The sequence below is a fragment of the Mycoplasma feriruminatoris genome, from assembly GCF_000327395.2.
Taxonomy (GTDB): domain Bacteria; phylum Bacillota_I; class Bacilli_A; order Mycoplasmatales; family Mycoplasmataceae; genus Mycoplasma; species Mycoplasma feriruminatoris.
In genome coordinates this window covers 1,021,947-1,041,766 of sequence record NZ_CP091032.1, presented here as the reverse complement: position 1 = coordinate 1,041,766, position 19,820 = coordinate 1,021,947, and the positions used below count along the sequence as shown (strand labels likewise).

At 23.7% G+C, this 19,820-nt stretch carries 17 protein-coding genes; 2 read left to right on the top strand and 15 right to left on the bottom strand.

Annotation, left to right across the window (positions count from 1 at the left end; translation table 4 throughout):
- Nucleotides 1-230 precede the first annotated feature (230 nt).
- The 7 genes from D500_RS04380 to D500_RS04350 form a co-directional block, all read right to left on the bottom strand.
- Nucleotides 231-698 carry a lipoprotein gene (locus D500_RS04380; protein ID WP_008363262.1) on the bottom strand — a complete coding sequence of 156 codons (468 nt, stop codon included), beginning with the start codon at nucleotides 696-698 and terminating at the stop codon, nucleotides 231-233.
- A gap of 154 nt (nucleotides 699-852) precedes the next feature.
- Complete coding sequence (locus tag D500_RS04375) at nucleotides 853-1,962, bottom strand: BspA family leucine-rich repeat surface protein (protein ID WP_008363260.1); 1,110 nt, start codon at nucleotides 1,960-1,962, stop codon at nucleotides 853-855.
- A gap of 155 nt (nucleotides 1,963-2,117) precedes the next feature.
- Entirely contained in the window at nucleotides 2,118-3,749 is a 1,632-nt protein-coding gene (locus tag D500_RS04370) for a PTS transporter subunit EIIC (RefSeq protein ID WP_239759442.1), read from the bottom strand.
- Nucleotides 3,750-3,803: 54 nt separating this feature from the next.
- Nucleotides 3,804-4,034, bottom strand: coding sequence for a cytochrome c oxidase subunit II (locus D500_RS04365; RefSeq protein ID WP_008363753.1), 231 nt, complete (start codon nucleotides 4,032-4,034; stop codon nucleotides 3,804-3,806).
- Nucleotides 4,024-4,743: a hypothetical protein gene (locus D500_RS04360; RefSeq protein ID WP_008363756.1), complete on the bottom strand. Its 720-nt coding sequence runs from the start codon at nucleotides 4,741-4,743 to the stop codon at nucleotides 4,024-4,026. Before D500_RS04360 ends, D500_RS04365 begins: the two co-directional genes overlap by 11 nt.
- Nucleotides 4,743-5,252: a protein-tyrosine phosphatase family protein gene (locus D500_RS04355; protein WP_008363758.1), complete on the bottom strand. Its 510-nt coding sequence runs from the start codon at nucleotides 5,250-5,252 to the stop codon at nucleotides 4,743-4,745. Before D500_RS04355 ends, D500_RS04360 begins: the two co-directional genes overlap by 1 nt.
- Nucleotides 5,252-6,964, bottom strand: a complete 1,713-nt coding sequence (locus D500_RS04350; protein ID WP_239759439.1) for a PTS transporter subunit EIIC — start codon at nucleotides 6,962-6,964, stop codon at nucleotides 5,252-5,254. Before D500_RS04350 ends, D500_RS04355 begins: the two co-directional genes overlap by 1 nt.
- 378 nt (nucleotides 6,965-7,342) lie before the next feature.
- Between D500_RS04350 and D500_RS04345 the strand changes: the two genes are divergently transcribed.
- Nucleotides 7,343-8,710: an ATP-binding protein gene (locus tag D500_RS04345; protein WP_008363619.1), complete on the top strand. Its 1,368-nt coding sequence runs from the start codon at nucleotides 7,343-7,345 to the stop codon at nucleotides 8,708-8,710.
- Between the two features lie 31 nt (nucleotides 8,711-8,741).
- Here the strand turns inward: D500_RS04345 and D500_RS04340 are convergent, their stop codons facing one another.
- On the bottom strand, nucleotides 8,742-9,557 hold the full coding sequence (locus D500_RS04340) for a MurR/RpiR family transcriptional regulator (RefSeq protein WP_008363618.1): 816 nt from the start codon (nucleotides 9,555-9,557) through the stop codon (nucleotides 8,742-8,744).
- Nucleotides 9,558-9,741: 184 nt separating this feature from the next.
- Here D500_RS04340 and D500_RS04335 point away from each other — a divergent pair, with 184 nt between their 5' ends.
- Nucleotides 9,742-11,718 (top strand): type IA DNA topoisomerase, encoded by a 1,977-nt coding sequence (locus tag D500_RS04335; protein ID WP_008363616.1) that lies wholly within the window; start codon nucleotides 9,742-9,744, stop codon nucleotides 11,716-11,718.
- Nucleotides 11,719-11,871: 153 nt separating this feature from the next.
- Here D500_RS04335 and D500_RS04520 read toward each other — a convergent pair whose 3' ends face one another.
- The 7 genes from D500_RS04520 to D500_RS04300 form a co-directional block, all read right to left on the bottom strand.
- Nucleotides 11,872-12,834, bottom strand: coding sequence for a lipoprotein (locus tag D500_RS04520; protein WP_008363614.1), 963 nt, complete (start codon nucleotides 12,832-12,834; stop codon nucleotides 11,872-11,874).
- A 380-nt stretch (nucleotides 12,835-13,214) separates the two neighbouring features.
- Complete coding sequence (locus D500_RS04325; protein ID WP_008363611.1) at nucleotides 13,215-14,084, bottom strand: aromatic motif membrane protein; 870 nt, start codon at nucleotides 14,082-14,084, stop codon at nucleotides 13,215-13,217.
- Nucleotides 14,071-14,904, bottom strand: a complete 834-nt coding sequence (locus D500_RS04320) for an aromatic motif membrane protein (protein WP_008363609.1) — start codon at nucleotides 14,902-14,904, stop codon at nucleotides 14,071-14,073. Before D500_RS04320 ends, D500_RS04325 begins: the two co-directional genes overlap by 14 nt.
- On the bottom strand, nucleotides 14,891-16,255 hold the full coding sequence (locus D500_RS04315; RefSeq protein ID WP_239759438.1) for an aromatic motif membrane protein: 1,365 nt from the start codon (nucleotides 16,253-16,255) through the stop codon (nucleotides 14,891-14,893). Before D500_RS04315 ends, D500_RS04320 begins: the two co-directional genes overlap by 14 nt.
- The gene (locus D500_RS04310; protein ID WP_008363347.1) at nucleotides 16,233-16,937 is read right to left on the bottom strand and encodes an ABC transporter ATP-binding protein; all 705 of its coding nucleotides are present in this window, start codon (nucleotides 16,935-16,937) and stop codon (nucleotides 16,233-16,235) included. The genes D500_RS04315 and D500_RS04310 overlap by 23 nt, the downstream gene beginning before the upstream one ends.
- A 1-nt stretch (nucleotide 16,938) precedes the next feature.
- The gene (locus tag D500_RS04305; protein ID WP_008363348.1) at nucleotides 16,939-18,810 is read right to left on the bottom strand and encodes an ABC transporter permease; all 1,872 of its coding nucleotides are present in this window, start codon (nucleotides 18,808-18,810) and stop codon (nucleotides 16,939-16,941) included.
- A 125-nt stretch (nucleotides 18,811-18,935) separates the two neighbouring features.
- On the bottom strand, nucleotides 18,936-19,820 hold the full coding sequence (locus D500_RS04300) for an aromatic motif membrane protein (protein ID WP_008363349.1): 885 nt from the start codon (nucleotides 19,818-19,820) through the stop codon (nucleotides 18,936-18,938).

The following is a 19,820-nucleotide window of genomic DNA, read 5'->3' as shown; positions in this document are numbered from 1 at the left end:
ACTATTAAAATCAATAATTTAGTTTAACTAATAATTAGTAAATTTGATTAATATTTTTAATTTAATTATTATTTGATATTATTAACTTGTATTAAATATTTATATTTAATCAGCTTGATAGGCGGTGTTAGTTCTTACCGGCCCTTTGATCTTCGTGATGGTCATGGAATAAGGAAATAGAACTAAAATGAGTCAAAATTGACTCATTTTTTGTTTCAAAATTATAAAACTTATCTTCTTGTTCTTATAGCGTTGCTATTTTCTAAAATTAAATCTTCTGTATCACTTAATCTTTCATAATCGGTATCTTTAGGAATTAAACCTTTTTCTTTTAAATCAACACCTCTAGAATTTTTTAACACCATATCTGATGTGGCACTTAAATGTTTCTTTCTTTCGTATTCACTAAAATGACCATCTATATCATAAAGTTCTGAAAAGATTAGCGGATCTTCATAATTAGTTTTGGTCATTAAAGCGTTTTTTGGCATAACACCAGTCATTGTGTGTGTGTTTTTCATACCTTTAGGACTATTTGGCTGGTCTATCTTTTTATCTTTATCCATTTTTGTAGCCACAGTCATTGTTGAATCTGTTTTATTATTATTATTTTGTTGAATTTTTTCACAAGATACTACTATAGCACTAGTTGTAGCAAGTAAAGTGATTGAACCAAATACAGTTAATAACTTTTTCATATAAGTTAATCCTTTTTTGTTTTTAATAGTTGTATATTTCACACGCTGCTATTATAAGTCTTAATCTTATGAATTTTATTTTATAAAATGAATAGAATTTTAATTGCTGATTAAAAATAAAAAAAGAGTGTCCAGTAACACTCCTTGATATTAATTATTTAGTTTTTGGTTTATCTCAAGTAGGAAGTTTGCTAGTTTCTGAACTTATTTTTGTTCCATCAGCAAATTGATATTTTTTATTTGATGCTATTTGTTTATCAAAATTTCAACCATTTAGAGACTTATCAAAATCACTTGCATTTCTTAACATACCATTAAAATTCTCTACATTAGAGACTTTTCATTTTGAAATATCTTGATTGAATTTTTTTGCATTTTGAAACATAAAACTCATATCCTTTACTTTTTCTGAGTTTCATTCAGTAATGTCATTGTTGAATTCAATAGCATCAGTAAACATATTTTTCATACTTGTTACATTATTAGTTTTTCAATCTTTGATGTTTCCATTAAATTTCTTTGCATTTTGGAAAGTATTTTCCATTTTAGTAACTTTTTGAGTATTTCAAGTATTTAAATCTCTATTAAATCTTTCTGCATTTTGAAACATACCACTGATATTTTCTAAAGAATTTGTTTTTCAATCTTTTAATTCTTGATCAAAGCTTTTTGTAGAATGAAACATACTGTGCATATCAGTTACTTTAGATACATCTCATTTTGAAATATCACCGTTAAAATGTTCAGTTTGTTTAAACATACCTCTCATACTTGTTACATTGTTAGTTTTTCAATTACTTAAATGTTGATTGAATTTCTTTGCTCTTGTGAACATAAAATTCATATTTTTAACTTGAAAAGTATTTCAATTAGATATATCTTGATTAAATTCAACAGCAGTATCAAAAACACTTGTCATATCTGTTATTTTTGAAGTATCTCAGTTTTGTATTCCATCAACATAAGAACTCTTTAAACCTTTAAAAGCATCTTTTAAACTAGTAATTTGGCTAGGTAAAGTTGTTGGAACTTTTGTTGTTGTTGGTTTAAACGGAACTATTTGTATTTGACCATCTTTATTTTTAAAAAAACCAATTTGTGTGTTAACATCACCTACATATTTTGCTTTTTGTAAGTAATTTGTAATACTTTCAGGATTATATTCTTCACCTGCATGTCAATTAAAAAAATTACAACTTACAACAGAAAAAGCAGGAATTGTAAGTAAGGTAAACGATCCTAAAATTGTTAATAATTTTTTCATTTAAACTAATATCCTTTATATAAATCTAGTTGCATTCACACAAGAACATTCACACAAAAGATATTCACACAAGCATATTTACACTTAATCTACAAAATTATTATAAAAAACTTTATTAGTTATGTCACTATCAAATAAATTAGATATTTGATTATCTAACCTTCTATACCTAGTTTTTCTCTAACTAAAGTAGCAATAGTTGTTACTTTTGGACCATAAATAATTTGAACTTGATTTGAAATTTCTTTATATCCATAAGGTTTAGTTTTATCAACAATTGATTTATCAAATTTTTTAACATCATACATTGTAACTCTTAATCTAGTTACACAGTTTGCCATAATTTGAATGTTTTCTTTTCCACCACATCCAATGATGATATTATTAATGAATTCATCATCAATATCATCTTTTTTAGTTTCTTTTTGTTTTATATCAGTTTGTTTTTCTAATTGTTTTGCTTGTTTATATTCTTTTTTACTAATTAATTTAGCAGTTTTTCCATCTCTTCCAGGAGTTTTAAAATCTAGTTTAATAATCATAAAATAGAATGTTGTAAAATAAACAACCATCATTATAGGACCAATTACAAATAATCCTCAAAATCCTTGAATATTTCTAGCATTAATTAAGTTAACAATTGCTCATGTAATAATTCCACTACCTCTAGTTGAAACTTGTGCAAAACCACATAAATACATAAACATATAAGTAAATCCAGTATAAAAAATATGAATTACAAATAATAAAGGAGCAGTAAATAAGAATGTAAATTCAATAGGTTCAGTTGCTCCAGATAAAGCTGAAGGAAGTAAAGCTGAAATTATTCCAGTTCCATAAACTTTTCTATTTTCTTTTGGAATTGCAAAATACATAGCTAATGCAGCTCCAGTTAAACTAAAGATATTAGTTGGAAAAGTCCCATTAATAATTCAAGTATCTTTAGCAGTTAATTTAACATTTTCACCAAGTTTTGCAATAGCAACTGCATAAATACCAGTAATTAATTTTCCATCTTTATCAGTTCAACTAGTTCCAACTTCTGTATAGTATAAAAAGTAATTTACAACATGATGTAATCCAAATGGATTTAAAGCTCTATTAGTTGTTCCATATAAAAACGGAGCAAAGGCATTTAATTTAGATCAAGTATTACCTATTTCTTTTAATCCAGTATTTATATAAGTTCAAATAAAACCTAAATATAATCCAACAACTCATCCAATTAGAGTTGAAGCAACTGGTGAGAATTTAGGTCCTCCAAAAAATGAAAGTACTTCAGGAAATTTTAACTTGTAAGTGTGCTTATGAACTAAATATCCAACAATACCAGCAATCATTCCACCAAAAGCACTATATTGAAATGACATAACTCCAAATCTTAACTTTAAACCATATAAATTAGGTTCTTCTAACATATGTGGATCAACAATTTTTAACATTAAATTTGTTGCTAAATGAATTGAAGCATATGCCATTAATCCAGATAAAGCAGCTGATACTTTTTCTGATTTTGCTAATCCAGCAGCTAATCCAATTGCTACTAAAAAATCAATATTTGAAATAGCAATCATTCCAAGATCTTTAATAGCATTAACAGCAATACTAAGTCATGTTGGAGGTTTTGTATTTGTATAAACTGAAGCTAAAATTGCTTGACCAGAATACCCAATACTTGCAATTAAAGCTAGAATTGGAATTACTGTAACTGGTACTAAAATTGCTCGTCCAAAATTTTCTAAACTAGCTCTAATACTAGAAAATTTAGATTTAAAATTTATCTTCATTTTTTTCCTTTCTATAAAATAAAAACCCAACTCTAAAAAGAATTGGGTTAAAAATTAACTGCGCAAACCATTTAATAAAGGACTAATTACACCAAATAAAATAACTAAAACACCAGCTACAATAAATGCTGTTGCAATAATTGAAACAAATGAATTTTTACTTTTATATACTTGTAGATTTTGTTCTTTTTTCTTTTTAGTTATAAAGTAAATAATTATTCCAATTACTAGTAAAAATAGCCCTAAAATTATACTAACTATTAAAGGTATGTATTTATCTGACACAGTTAAAGTTCTCCATATATTTTTGATCGTATTTTATTTTTTTAGTTAAATCTAATAAGTTGTTTACTTCAACATTAATTTGTTGAAAAACATTAGTTAAAAAGTCTTTATTTAGAATGTTAATATCTTCATCAATTCCAGTTATTAAAGATCTACAAACAACTGTTTTAATTTCTTGTTTTTGATTAATTAATTTAATTAAATCTCAACTTTTTTTAGTGTTTAAAGTTGCATTATAGTTTAGATAAAAAATACTTTGAATATAATGTTGAAGATAAGCTCTTCCTTTTTTTATACTTTTAATTTCATTAGTTTGATTATTAAAAATTGTGATTTCATCATTTCTAAATTCAACATAATAATCATAATCTTTACTAATCTTTTTTAAAAATTCAACTTCACTAATTGTATTTAGATTAGGTATATATTCATTATATCTATTTACTAATCTATAGTCTTTAATATCATTATCTTTGATTAATTTTTTAACTCTTATATCTAAATCTTCAAAAGATCCAATTTTTCTATTTTCAGTACAATTAATTGATAAAAAATTACCAGGTTTTCTCATCTCTTCATCAGTTTTATTACCAATAGCAATAATGTCTTTAGTTAAAAGGTCTCTTAGTATTAAAGCTTTTTCAGTTTTAATTAGTTTATCTTCATCTCAAATATTTACTATATTTCAATCAAAATCAATATATATCATTATTTAAGATCCTTTCAATCTGTATCTAATTTAGCTTTAATATTATAAAAAGGATAATTATTTTTTAAATATGTATAAACTCCTAAATTAACTTTCATAAAAGGATAAATATCTTTAACATATTTTTCTAAAGCTTGTTCAAAACTTAAATTATTATCAATTACTCCTTTAATTACTAAAAACATAAATATAGTTGAAGCACTACGACTAATTCCTAACTGACAATGAGTATATAAAGTTTTATCAATTGGATTTTGCATTAAAAACTTAATTGCTGGAACAAATAGATCATCACTAAAATCTCTAACATCATGAGAATCTAATAAATTAATTGCTAACTTATTTTTAGTTAATATAAAGTTTTTAGTTTGATACAATATTTCATCTTTATCTTTTTTTAAAATATTATAAAAAACATTACTAATTTTTAATTCTTTATCTGGATTGACTAATCGTTTTGAAAATTGATCACCTAAATAAATCTTTTCAATGATATTTTCACAAGGCATTAAGACTCAACTCCTAGTTTTTCTCTAACTAAAGTAGCAATATTAGTTACTTTTGGACCATAAATAATTTGAACTTGATTTCCAATTTCTTTATATCCATAAGGTTTAGTTTTATCAACAATTGATTTATCAAATTTTTTAACATCATACATTGTAACTCTTAATCTAGTTACACAGTTTGCCATGATTTTAATATTATCTTTTCCACCACATCCAACGATAATATTATTAATAAACTCATCATTAATTTCAGATTTAGATTCTTTTTGATTTGTTTCTGATTCTAGTTTTTCTAGTTCTTTTTTTTCTTTTTGTAATTCTTTAAATTCTTTTTTAGTTACAAAGTGAGTTAATCCACCTTCTTGACGACCTGGTGTTTTGTAATCAAATTTTTTAATCATGAAGTAGAATATAGCAAAATAAATTCCTGCCATAACTGGTCCAACAACTCAAGTTCCTCAAACATTTTCAATTAATCTAAAGTTAGCTGGGTTAACAATTAATCAAGTAATAATTCCACTACCTCTAGTTGTTACAGATCCAAAGTTTAATAGATACATTATCATGTTTTGGAATCCTGTTAAGAAAATATGAATTACATATAAAATAGGAGCAACAAATAAGAAAGTAAATTCAATAGGTTCAGTAACACCAGATAACGTAGAAACTGCACCAGCTGAAATAATTGCTGATCCATAAACTTTTCTATTAGCTTTTGGTATTACAAAAAACATAGCTAAAGTAGCTCCAGATAAACTAAAGACTTTAGTTACATAAGTACCATTAATAACTCAAGTATCTAGTCTTGCTGAAATTGGTTCGTTAGCTGCTAATTTAGCTAAAGCAACATTAATTGCTCCTTCAACAGCTTTTCCGCTTGCATTAATTCATTTAGCTCCAACTGGAGTGTAGTATACAAAGAAGTTTAAAACATGGTGAATTCCAAATGGAAGTAATGCACGTTCAGCTGAAGCATATAAGAATGGAGAAAATGCACCTAATCTTCTTAGACCTTCTCCACTAGCATATAAACCTTTGCTGATATAAACTCAAACATAACCTAAAAGTAAACCAAATAATCAACCAGCTAAAGTTGCTGCAACTGGTGAGAATTTAGGTCCTCCAAAAAATGAAAGCACTTCAGGGAATTTTAATTTGTAAGTATATTTATGAATTGTATAACCTAATAATCCTGCTAACATTCCACCAAATGCGCTATATTGGAACGATAAAACTCCAAAACGTTCTTTTAAACCAAAGATGTCTTTAACACCTTTTTTAACACCTTCAAATATTAGTTCAGTTTTTGATGGATCACCATAAATAATTTTTAGAATTAATGCTGTTGCTAAGTGTATAGCAGCATAAGCCATTAATCCTGACAATGCAGCTGAAACTTTTTCAGATTTTGCTAATCCAGCAGCCAGTCCAACTGCAACTAAAAAGTCAATATTTGCAATCGCAATCAATCCTAGATCTTTAATAGCATCAATAGCTAGTACTAGTTCTTTTGGTGCAACCTTAGGTCCACCTTTAGGAAAAACTTGAGCTATAATTGCTTGACCAGTATATCCAATAGCAGCGATCAAAGCTAGTAAAGGAATCACAGTAACGGGAACTAAAATAGCGCGACCAAATTGTTCAAGAGCAGCTCTAAATGCTGATAATCCAGCTTTAAAACCGTCTTTTGAAAATTTAGATTTAAAATCCATATTAATATTTTTCCTCCTTATTTATATCTTATTTTTGCTAAATAACAGTTTTAGAAAAACACAAATTTAAGTTTTTATATTTTTTACAAAAAATGTGAAAAATAATAAATTATTACAAATAAGGAATAAAAAAGAATAAAAAGAAATAAAAATTCATTTTTTTTCACATTCTAATTATTATTAAATTTATTAATCAAATTCAAAATGAATATAATGAGTATAATAAATGAATATAATATATTAATAAAATGGGCATAATAGCACTAAATGAGTATAATAAAACCTAAAATGAGTATAATTGAATATAATTAGAAGAATATTTGGGTATAATAATAAAGAAAATGAGTATAATCAAAAAAACAAAAAAAGGAGATAGTTATGGAAGATAAAAATATTGAATATAAATACGATATATCTACTAAAGATAATTCTTTTAAAAGAGAAATAGTGGCTTTTTTAAATACAAAAGGTGGAGAAATTCATCTTGGTGTTACTGATGATGGTCAAATTGATAAAGAACAAATATTAAAAAAAAGAAAAGAATGAGAGCAAACTATTTCTAATTGACTTGTAGATTCTTTTTCTCCTAGTGTTTTAGATTTTATAACTATATATCCAAACTCTTTTCCTTTTATAATTAAGATTTTAGAAGGTAATTCAAAACCATATTGTTATAAAACAAAAGATAATTTTGATTTTAATAATATTTATATAAGATTTTCATCAAGAACAGTTAAAGCAAGTGCTGAACAAATTAAAAAAATGCTTTTACAAGATATTACAACAAAATATGATGATTCACCAGCTTTATTTAAAGATCTGACTTTTAAATATGTTGAAGAAAAATTTGAAAAAGAAAATATTGTTTTTAATAAAAATGCATTATCACTAATTAATAGAGATGGTGTTTATACAAAAACTGCTTTATTTTTAAGTGACCAAAACCCATTAATAACTAAATTTGCAGTTTATCAATCAACAGAAAATAAAATATTTCTTGATAGACAAAATTTAGATGGTTCAATGATAAAACAAATTGATGATCTTTTATACTTATGTGATTTAAATAATCAAACAAAAACTCAAATCTTTTCTCAGGCTAAAAGAGAAGAAATTAGAGATTATCCTGTTTCTTCATTAAGAGAAATTATTTTAAATTGTTTTTGTCATAGAGATTATTCAACTGATCAAGATATTAGAGTTGAGTTTTATTCTAATAGAATAGAAGTTTATTCTCCTGGTTCTTTTCCTTTTAATTTAACTTTAGATGAAGCTAAAAAAGGATGATCTTATAAGAGAAATGTGTCTATTTGTAATGTTTTATATAAATTAAAATTTATTGAAAATTATGCTTCAGGAATTAGAAGAGTTTTTGACGATTATAAAGGTTTTAAAAAACAACCTGAGTTTTTTATAGAACCTAGTTTTGTAAAAGTAATTTTATATAATAGAAATTTTGACTTTAATTTTGATCAAATAGAAAATAGTTTAGTAAAAGAACCTTTAATTAATAACGATCTACAAGCTATAACTACTAATAAAAAACTAAAAAAAGAACAAAGATTAGAAATGATTTTAGATTTATTATCAAAACAACCTAATATTTCTTATAATGATTTAACATCATTTTTAAATGTAACAAAATCAACAATTCAAAGAGATATTTCTAAGTTAAAAGATAAAGGTTTAATAGATAATTTAGGTGATACTAGAACTAATGAATGAGTTGTAAATAAATCTAAATAAAAAAAGATATTAATATCTTTTTACTTAACAACTAAATTAAATTAGTTGTTTTTACTCTTTCTTGAAATTTTAAATTATTTAGATCAATTTGATTAATGATTAATAAAAATATTAGATCTAGAATATATTGAATTTTATATTTTTCTATCATAGGATTAGATCTATTATCATTTATAAAAAAGTTTTCTTCACTACCATGAATATGATAGTTTACTTTAACATCGGTTTTTAATGTTGGTGAAGAAGTAATAGCAATAATAGTGTTTAGATTTTTCTTACTAACAAAGTTTAAGTAACGATTAATCTTACTATTATTTCCTGAAGTTGAAATTACAATAACACAAGCATTATCAACATCATAAGCTCTTGAATCAAATAAGTTAGAAAATAATTCAACAGATAAATTTAATTCTAGTAATTGGAAAAACAAAAAGTTAGCAAGAATTTTAGTTTTACCAGTACAAAACAAAATGATTTTTTTACTTGATAGAATTTGACAAACAACTTCTTTTAAATAATTAATATCTAAATTAGTTTTTAATTGTTTTAATGAATCTTCTAATCTATTTTCAAATTCATCAATGATATTATCAAATGATACTTTTGTTTCTGTTTTAAAAAAGTTAGCATTATTTTCTAAATAAGAGATTAATTGTTTTAATCCACCAATATCTAATTTAACTAATGTTTTTGTAATTACTGAAGGTTGAACATTTAATTTTTTACAAATAGATTTAACAGAAAAGTTTTGATAATCTGAAATATTAGTTAGAATATAATCACACACTTTTAATTCTTGTGGAGATAAATTAATTTTATTTTGTTTAATCTTTTCAATAATATTCACAATTTACTCCTAAACGATTATTATTTACTAAGATAATTATAACTTTTATTAATTATTAAACTTTTTTAGTTTAGATAATAATCAATATTAAAAATATAATTTATAAATAAAAGTAAATAGTTTGTGTAATTTTTTATAGATAATATATAATTTTTGAGTTATTAAAGTATGTCAAGGAGAGAAAATGAAAGTTTTAGTTTTGTTAGAGTCACCATCAAAAATAGATAAAATAAAACATTATTTAGAAGAAAGTTTTCCAGAAAATCAATATGTTGTTTTAGCTAGTGGTGGTCATATTAATAGTATTGCTGATAAAGGTACTTGAGGACTTGGTATTGATCTTGAAACTATGCAACCTAATTTTGTTACAGATAGTTCGAAAAAAAAGATTATTAGTCAAATTAAAAAAGAAGGTAAAACTGCTGATTTAATCATTCTTGCTTCAGATCCAGATAGAGAAGGAGAAGCTATTGCTTATCATTTAGCTAATTTATTTAAAGATCATACTAACATTAAAAGAATTACATTTAATGAAATTACTAGTGAAGCAATTACTAATGCTTTTAAAAATCTAAGAGACATTGATATGAACTTAGTAAATGCTCAAATTTCAAGACAAATACTAGATAAAATCATTGGATATTTAGTTTCTAAATCACTACAAAAATCAACTGGTTTAATGAGTGCTGGAAGAGTACAAACTCCTGCTTTAAACATCCTAACAACAAGAGATACTTTAATTAAAAACTTTAAAGAAGTACTTTATAAAAAGATTTTTGTAATTGAACCAAAAAGAGCTATTAATTTAAGCTTAACTAAAGATAAAAATAATGTTTTAGTTAATACTGAAAAAACTTATTATATTGATGAAAAACAAGCAAAAGTTATTGTTGATGAATTAGGTGTAATTTATAAATGTACTGATTATAAATCTACAGCTTATGAAACTAGAAGTTTTAAACCTTATTCAACAGCTGGGTTATTACAAGATGGATTTAATAAATTAAAATTAAGTACTAGTCAAATTACTTTAGCTGCTCAAAAATTATATGAATTAGGATATATTACTTATATTCGTACAGATTCAGTTAAATATTCTCAACAATTTATAAATGAAGCTAAAGATTATATTACTAAAAACTATTCATCAGATTTATTTAAAGATCCAATTGTTGGCAAAAAAGATCAAAACAGTCAAGAAGCTCATGAATCAATTAGACCAACTAATATTTGATTAACTCCAGAAAAAGCTAGTTTAGAAATTGATGATAGTTTATTACAAAGAGTCTATAACTTGATTTGATGAAACTCAATTAAATCATTAATGAAAGGACCTAGTGGATTTAATCACAGATGAACTTTTAATAATAATGGTTATGAGTTTAAGCAATCATGACAAGAAGTAAAAGATTTAGGTTATCAGGCAATTAAACATTCATCAAGTGATGAAAATATTGAATTAACTGATGATGGTGAAGAAGTTGTTAAAACTAAAGACCAAAAACCTGAATATCAATTTAATAGTGATTTTGAAGTTAATATTTCTAAAGAATTTATTAGAATTGAAGATGCTAAAACTAATCCACCAAAAATGTTTAACCAAGCTAGTTTAATTAAAGAATTAAAAAATCTAGGTATTGGAAGACCTTCTACTTATAATCCAATTTTAACTAAACTTAAAGATCGTGAATATGTTGAATATCCTAAATCAAAACCTATTAATGTAACTAATAAAGGTTATTCAGCAAATGATTATTTATATGGTCATTACACTGATTTCTTTAACTTAAATTACACTGCTGAAATGGAAGAAAAACTAGATGAAATTACAAAAGGTAATTTTGATTATGTTAACTGATTAAAAGATATCTATGAAGCATTAAATATTAAAGTTAAAAAAGAAATTGGTGAAGCTAAAACTGAAGCAATTTGCCCTAGATGTGGAGCTAATTTAGTATATATTAAATCAAGATTTAATAGAGGTAGAGGATGTTCAAACTTTACTTCTGAAATTAAGTGCGGTTATAGAGAATATGAACAACCTGATGGAACTTGAAAAGAATATATTAAAGAAGAAAAACCAGTTGATCAAGATTCTAACCAAGAAAAAGTAACTAAGAAAAAAGCTAAATCAACAAAAACAACTAAATCTAAAAAATAGAAAAAAAGAATTAGTTTATATAATGAAAAAATCCTTCATATGAAGGATTTTTATTTGGCTTAGTAATAATCGTAATTTTTGTAATTTTTAAGTTATAAAAAAATAGCACCCGAGAGTGCTATTATATTATGTTTAGAAATAAGATTATTGCTATTAGTTATTAGTACTATTATTTGAATTTATTCCATTTGAGTTGTTAATAATTAAATCAGAAGCTTCCTCAGCTCTTCTTCTTGCTTCTGGTTCGACACCTTCTCATTTAGCCCCATTACGAACAGCTTCAGAATTACTTATGATATCATTATCTTTTTTGGTTTTTCCTCAATCCAATTTAGCTTTTTCAATTGTGTTGTCAAATAATTTTTCAACACTATTTGCAGCATGATTAATTGCTGCTTCATAATAACGTTTTTCATACTTAGTTTTATAATATTCATGTTTGGCTTTGCTTAGAAAATCATCAAATAATGATTTTGTCATTTCTGATGAAGACTCAAGATGATGTTTTTTTCTAGCTGCTTCTCAAGCATCTCTTTCATCAGAAAATGTTCTACTTATTTCAGAACCAGATATAGAATCTCCATAAACTACTAATTCTGTATAGTCTTTAATAAAAGCTTTATATGCTTCAGCTTGTTCAGGATTTTTTTCTAAAAATTTTTGAAGAGCTTTGTAGTTTTCTTTTGAGTATTCTTTTAGAAGATTTTTTGCTTTTTCTTTTAATCTAAAATCTAAGAATTTTGCTCTTTCAGCTTTAATGTTAGGGTCTTTTGTGTCAATAAATTCAAAATGAGAATTTCTAATTGTTTCACCTGCAGCAGTTGGTGTATTTTCTGGTTTTTTACCTTCACCAGGTTTCATTCCATCTTCACTAGGTTTTTTACCATCTGGCTTCTTGTCACCTTCTGGTTTTTTATCTTCTCCAGGTTTCTTTTCATCTTTATCACTAGGTTTCATTTCTCCAGGTTTTTTATTACCTTGATCTTTATCACTTGGAGGAGTTACTGGAACCTTGTTTTCATCTTTTTGACCATTTGTTCTTCCACATGCAACAACTAAGGCTGCACCACTTGTACTAATCATTAGAGAACCTAATATTGTTAGTAATTTTTTCATATATTCACACCTATAATTTAAAAATTAAATAAATACACCCTTAGGCATATATATAATAATTTTACTAAGTTAGTAATTTACTAATTTTAAAGTTACACGAAAAATAAAAATATTAAAAACCACCTAGTGCTCATCACACTTTTAAAAATTAAGATAAACTTAAAAAAATCTTAATTTTATATAAAGTGCTTATTTTACTTATTCATTTATAAAAAATAAAATCACTATTGCATAAATAATTAACCTATGTTATTTTATAAAAGTAGGTTGTATATTCACACAATATAATCTCAGCTGGTTTTTATAACATTTATTGTTTTAAAAACCAAAGAAAAACAGCTTTCTAGAAGCTGTTTTTTTTATTATCTAATATCTATTGATTAATTATTATCAACATTTATAAGTACTAATCTTAAGGGCTTACCACCAAATTTTTCATCATATTTAGTGTGTGTTTGATCTTTTGCACTTTTTAAATGTAATATTTCACCTTTAACATATTGTCTTAAATCAAAATGTAAGAAAGGATCAAATAGATTTTTATAAAAGTCAGGATGGATGTGAATATAAGTACTAATATCTATGGTTGGTTTTTCGTTAGTCTTTGTAATATCAATTGTTAGAATATTTCAATCAGTTGAAAGTAAGTAAAGCTTGTAATTGTTATCAGATTTTTGTTCTAAAACAACTTGTTGCATTTTATTAGATTTAATTTTTCTAAAAGCATTATAATTTAAACTATCTTTTTGTGAATTAATTGAAGCTTGGTCTCTTTGGTTAATGAATTGATCAGAAATATCAAATAAAACATATTCAAATTTATCTAAGTTATAAAATGTTCATAATCAATTCTTTTCAAAAAATTCATCTAGTTTTTTACTGTTGTTTTTTCTTAGTAAAGGTTCATTTTCTTTATTTGCTAAATCATCATAACTATAATTAGCAACTACACCATTTGCATAAGATAAATAATTTTTTAGTTCATTTAATGTTTTAGATGAATCTATTGATTTTTGTTGTTCAATATAAGTTTGTTTTTCTTTTGGATCTTTATAAACTAAATTTAAAAGCATATCAACATAATCATAATTTAAAAATAGATCTCATTTTTTATTATCATCTTGTAATTTTAATTCTATTTTTTCTATATTATTGTTTTTATTTGAAAAAGAAAAATAAGAAATTAAACCTATTAGTGAAGATAAAACTAATGATATGAATATATAAATATATTTTCTATTCTTTTTCATTGTTTTCTCCTAATACAAAGATTCCAAGTAATGGTAAATTATATTCACCAACAATTTCTTTTTCAAAAGTTGCATGCACTTCATCTTTATGAATTATGGCATGTAAAATATTTGATATTAGATCTAAACTTATAGTGTTATGTTCTGATTCGTTAAATAAAATAATTTTATCTATAATTACTTTTGTATCGTTTTTAGAAACTAATAATCTAAAAATTAATTTATCTTTTCTTAAGTAATAAACATTATTAGACCCATGTTTTGATTCTTCACCTAATGTGTATTTGTTAAAATAATTATCTTGAAATTTAAAATTATTTTTTGGTAGATTTTCTTTTTTAGTTTTATCTAAGAACTCTTTGCTATGTTTTTCTGTAGGTTCTAATTTTCAAAAATCCAAAGGTTTATATTCAAATTTAGAAATGTTATTTATTAAAAATAATCAGTTAGTTGAATAAAAATCAAATAAGTTTTTTAGATTAGTTTGATCTTGTTTATTTTTATAAGCTTTTGTTAGTTCTTTAGCTTTTTTAAATAACTCTTTAGTGCTTTTTTCTTCAGTTTGAGATTTAGAAAACTTATCTAATTCAGCCAAATTGTTTTTAAAACTAGTACCTAGTAGAACATTAATCATTTCTTTAGTTTGACTACTTTTAACATCATCAACACTGATATTAATGTTAAATCCATTTACAGGTTTAAATACATAATCATCTTGTTTGTTTTTAGATGTTATAAGCAAGGAAGGAAGAATAACAAAAGGAAGAATTCCAAAGAATATTGATATGTGGATAAGAAGTTTTTTATTATTTCTTTTCATAAATATTCCTCATACTATATCTAATTACTTTTAAATCTATGTTGTTTTCCTTGTTTTCCTTATTTCTATTTATGTTATTAAATTCATCTAATGCTTCAACAAAAAGATCGTTATACTGACGTTTAGAATGAAGTTCATAGAAAGCTGAGTCATCGTTTTTAGATACGTAAGATTCTAAAAATTTTTCTTTTAGTTGGCTTTCATCTGTGCCATCGGTTTTTTTGATCTTATCTAAATTTTCGCTGTTTAACTTTTTTACAACTGTGTCTATAATTTTTTCTAATTCCTTTTTAATATCTTGACCATCCATAATAGCATTAGAATTTTTTTCTAAAAAGTTACCAATATTTTTTAATTGTTGTTCTTTTCATTTTTGTATAGAATCGTTTTTGTTTGTAAAATTTCGAATAAAAGTATTATTAGGTATATATAAATCACGTTGCAATTGTCTTCATAGATTGGTATATTTACTTGAAACTACTTCTTCAGATTTCTCAATAAATTCATTTCAAATAGTGTCTAGCTTCTCGCTTATTTCACTATTTTCATCATCATTAGATTCGTCTCTTTCTTCTTCTATATATTCTTTTAATGCTTCATTAAACTTACTTAGTCTTTTTTCATAAATCTTTTTTTCGATTTGTTCTAGTTGTTCTTTTAAATTATTAGGATTTTTAAATCATAATAGATCAGTAAAAACTTGAAAATGAACTTTATTATCTTTTTTGTATTTTAAAATCTTTAAAACTTTAGACTTATCATAAACTAAATAGATTGCTTGTTTATTTTTTAAACTATCAAGATCTTTGATATCATCAATATTAAAAACTATAACTTGATCTGGATATTTATCATTGATCTTAGTTAATAAATTATTATGAGTTTTATAAACATAATCAATTAGATTTTGTTCTAATTTAAAGTGCTTATATGAATCATCATAAGGATTAAAATTAAAGTCAAATTGATTAATGTGTTTTAATAATCAATATCAATCATTAGTTAAAGTGTTTTTTAAAGTTTTTTTAGCTTTTAAAGCTACTTGTTGGTAGTGAGTTGTAACTGATTCAATACTTCTATTATTATTAAAAACAGTATAAAAAGTTAAAACAAATTTAAGATCATTAATTTTAGCATCACTAATATTTTCTTGTTTTAAAGCATATATTTGTTTTTGTTGTTTATCTTTTAAATAAAGATCTAATAAGTTATTAATATTTTTATTATCATAAAATTTTTCTTGTTTATTAGTAATAATTTTTGATGAATTATTAGAATTATTAGGTTTATAGATACAACTTGTAGTTAAAATAGGAAATACTAACAAACTACTTAGCAATAACTTTTTCATAAAAGATATCCTCTAAGCTTTTTGTTTTAACTCCTGAATATAAAATGTTTCCTCTATGAATTAAAGTTAATGAATCAACATATTTATCAATTTCAGATAAATTATGTGAACTAATTAAAATACTAATATTTTCTTGTTTATTGATTTTTTGTAAAAAAGAAAATAGTTCATATCTAGCAGTTGGGTCTAAGTTAGCAGCAGGTTCATCTAAAATTAGAAGTTTAGGATTATGTAATAAAGCTTGAATTAATAAAATCTTTTTCTTTTGTCCTGAAGAAAAGTTATAAGGTTTTTCATTAATTAAATTACTAATATTAAACATTTCTAAAAACTTTTTAATTTTTTCTTCTAATTGATTTTTATCTAAATTAGATAAAAATCCTAAATAAGTTAAATATTGTAATGTTGTAAGTTCTTTTGGAAAAATTGCAATTTCAGGAACATAACCAATATATGATTTTGCTTGTGCTTTTTTAATATTAATATCATTAATTAAAATTTGTCCATCATAATTACTAAAAGCTCCAATTATTGTTTTAATTGTTGTAGTTTTACCAGCTCCATTTTCGCCAATAAAAGCGTGAAAGCTTCCGCTTTGAACACTCATATTAATATCTTTAACACCTCTATTAGTATCTGGAAATATTTTAGTTAGATGATCGATTTTTAAAATGTCATTCATATTATTTATAATCCTTTCTTTTGTACATATAAAACACTAAATAAGCTAAACTACTAATAACTATTATTCAAATAACAAATAAAATATTTTTATTAAAGATTTGTTTATCTCTAGTTATTGCATATAAACTAGGTGATGAGTTAAATAAATAATTAGTTGTACTTTTATCTAGTTTGTATCTAATTTTAATTTTTGTTTCTTTAGTTTCTTTATTATCTTCTTGAAAAATCAGTTTTTCATATTTATCATATCCACCAATATAATAATCATGATCAAAGATTTTAATTTTAATTTGAGAATCTAAATAACTATCTTTTTTATTAACATCTTTTAATAAAGCTTGTAGAATAATTGAGTCTTGGTTGTTAAAGTAAATATAGTTCATTAAACTAGTAGCTAAATAAAGTTTTTGTTCATAAATTGATTCAATTTTTTTATCTATAATTGCTCTATTATCAAAAATAGTTAAATTTGAATTTGAATAATTATTAATCTCAGATTTATCATCATTAATATATTTAGAAATTTGATCAATTAACTTATTATGTAAGTTATTAAAATAAGTGTTTTTATCTTTAGTGTTTAAGTATTGTTTTTCATTAATGTTTTGTTTAATAAAATCATCAACAAATCTTTTAGCTATTTTATTAAAAGTTTTGTCACTTAAAACTTGATAAACATAGTTTCATTTTAAAACACCAACTAGGTTGTTTTCTCTTGAAAAATCATTTTCATCTTCTATAAAATTAGTGTTTATATCATCAGCATTTTTTCTACTATAAATAATATCTCTTGATCTAGAGTTAATGTTTTTGTTATTAATATTATTAGATGAAAGAATTGTATGTGATTGTAATAACCCTGGAACTACATACATATTAACTAACTTATTATCTTTTAAAACGCTATATTTTTTATGATTAGCATTATTAACTAATTTATATTTATAAGAAATATCATCTAAATCATTATAATAAACAAAATTACTTAAATTAGAATTAGATGAACCTATTTGATTAAAAACACTTTTATTTTTGAAATTAAAAATATTAATTAATTGATAAGGAATTGAAATTCAAGAATAACTTGTTCATAAAGTTGAAGAATTGTTAGAAACTTCAACAGCTTTTTTTAAATAGTTGATTTGTTCTTCGTTAAATTCTTTATTTTCACTACCATTTGGAATTAGTAATAATTCATCTTTATTATTAATAAAATAAGATTCTGAATTTAGTTGATTATTTGAATGATGATAAGGATATTTTTGATTTAAATAATAACCTATTTTATTTAGATTAGAAGTAGTATTACTTGATAGAATCATTCCTATAATTGATAAGAATATAAATAATACTAAAGGTATACTCATAGCTATTTTTTGAGTTAATTTATAACTTAAAATAGCTGTAATTAAACCAATAAACAAATAAGTAATTAGTCCAACAAATAATAGCAATAAACTAGTTAATAATAAGTCAATAAATAAATAATTAGCATATAAGCTAACTAATGAACTAATGAATAATACACCTGATCAAATTAATCCATAAAAACTTAAACATAATAATTTTCCTAAAACTAAATTATTTCTTGAAATTGGTTTAGAAAAACTAATAATTTCTAATCCTTCTTGGTCTAGATCTTTAAAGATATTTAATGACTTAATTGCACTAAAAATAACAGTAATAATTAATAATAAAAATATATATAAATAAGCTGATAATTCTAAATACTTTTGATCAATAATAAATTTAAAAACTAATCCTATAATTGATGAAAACAATATAGTAAATATAGGTAAAAGATAAGAACTCTTTTTATATAAAATAGTGTGAAAAGCAAATTGGCAGTATTTAAATATCGATATTTTCATAAAATCCTTTTAAATTTATATATTATTAATTATAAAAATTATAAATAAATAATTGATAAATGTAACACTTATTTATAAAAATTATAAATAAAGTTATAACAAATAATAAAAAATAGCCTTAAAGGCTATTTTTCTAGATATTTACTATTTACTTCAAACATTACATATCTTAGTGGTTTACCACCAAATTTAGCGTTGAAATTATTCATTGCTTGAGAGGTTCTATCTTTTGCTACACTAAGTACTGCATTTGCATATTCATCTAAAATAAACACTTCTCTATCTAGTTTATTTTTAGTTAATTTTGGATAGATGTTAGTATATGCAATGAACTTAAATTTATCTGGATTTTTTTCTATATTTATTTCTAAAATATTTCAATCTTCAGTTAACAGATAGAAGTTGTAATAGACTAGTTTACCTGCTATCGAGTTACTTTTTGTTAGAACAAATTGTGAAATGTTATTAGAGTGTATTTGTTTAAAAAGCCCGTAATCAATTGCATTTTTTTCAGCATCTTCTCCTAATTTAGTTACATTACCGTTAAAACCATTATAGACATCGTACAATACAAAATTAAATTTATCTAAATTAAATAAAGTTCATAATCAATTTTCATTAAAAAAAGTAGTTAATTTATTACCGTATTCCTTAGTGGGGTATGGGTCTCCACCACCAATAGAGTCACCATCATTTCCATAACCTGCATTTATATTATTAGCATATGTAAGGTATTTATTTAAAGTACTTAGCATCTGATTATCATTAATATTAAATTGATCTTCTTTATATTTTTTAATTTTTTCTTGATCGTTATCAAAAGCTATATTTAAAATTTGATTTATATATTCACGTTGAACAAATTGCTCTCAACTATCTTTTTTTTCATCTTTCTTAATAGATAAATTAGTAATATTGTAATTTTTATTAGAACAAGAAATTGCAGTTAGGCTAAAAACTGGGAAAAGAGATAATAAAATTGCTTGTAAACTTTTTTTCAGTGTTAACAT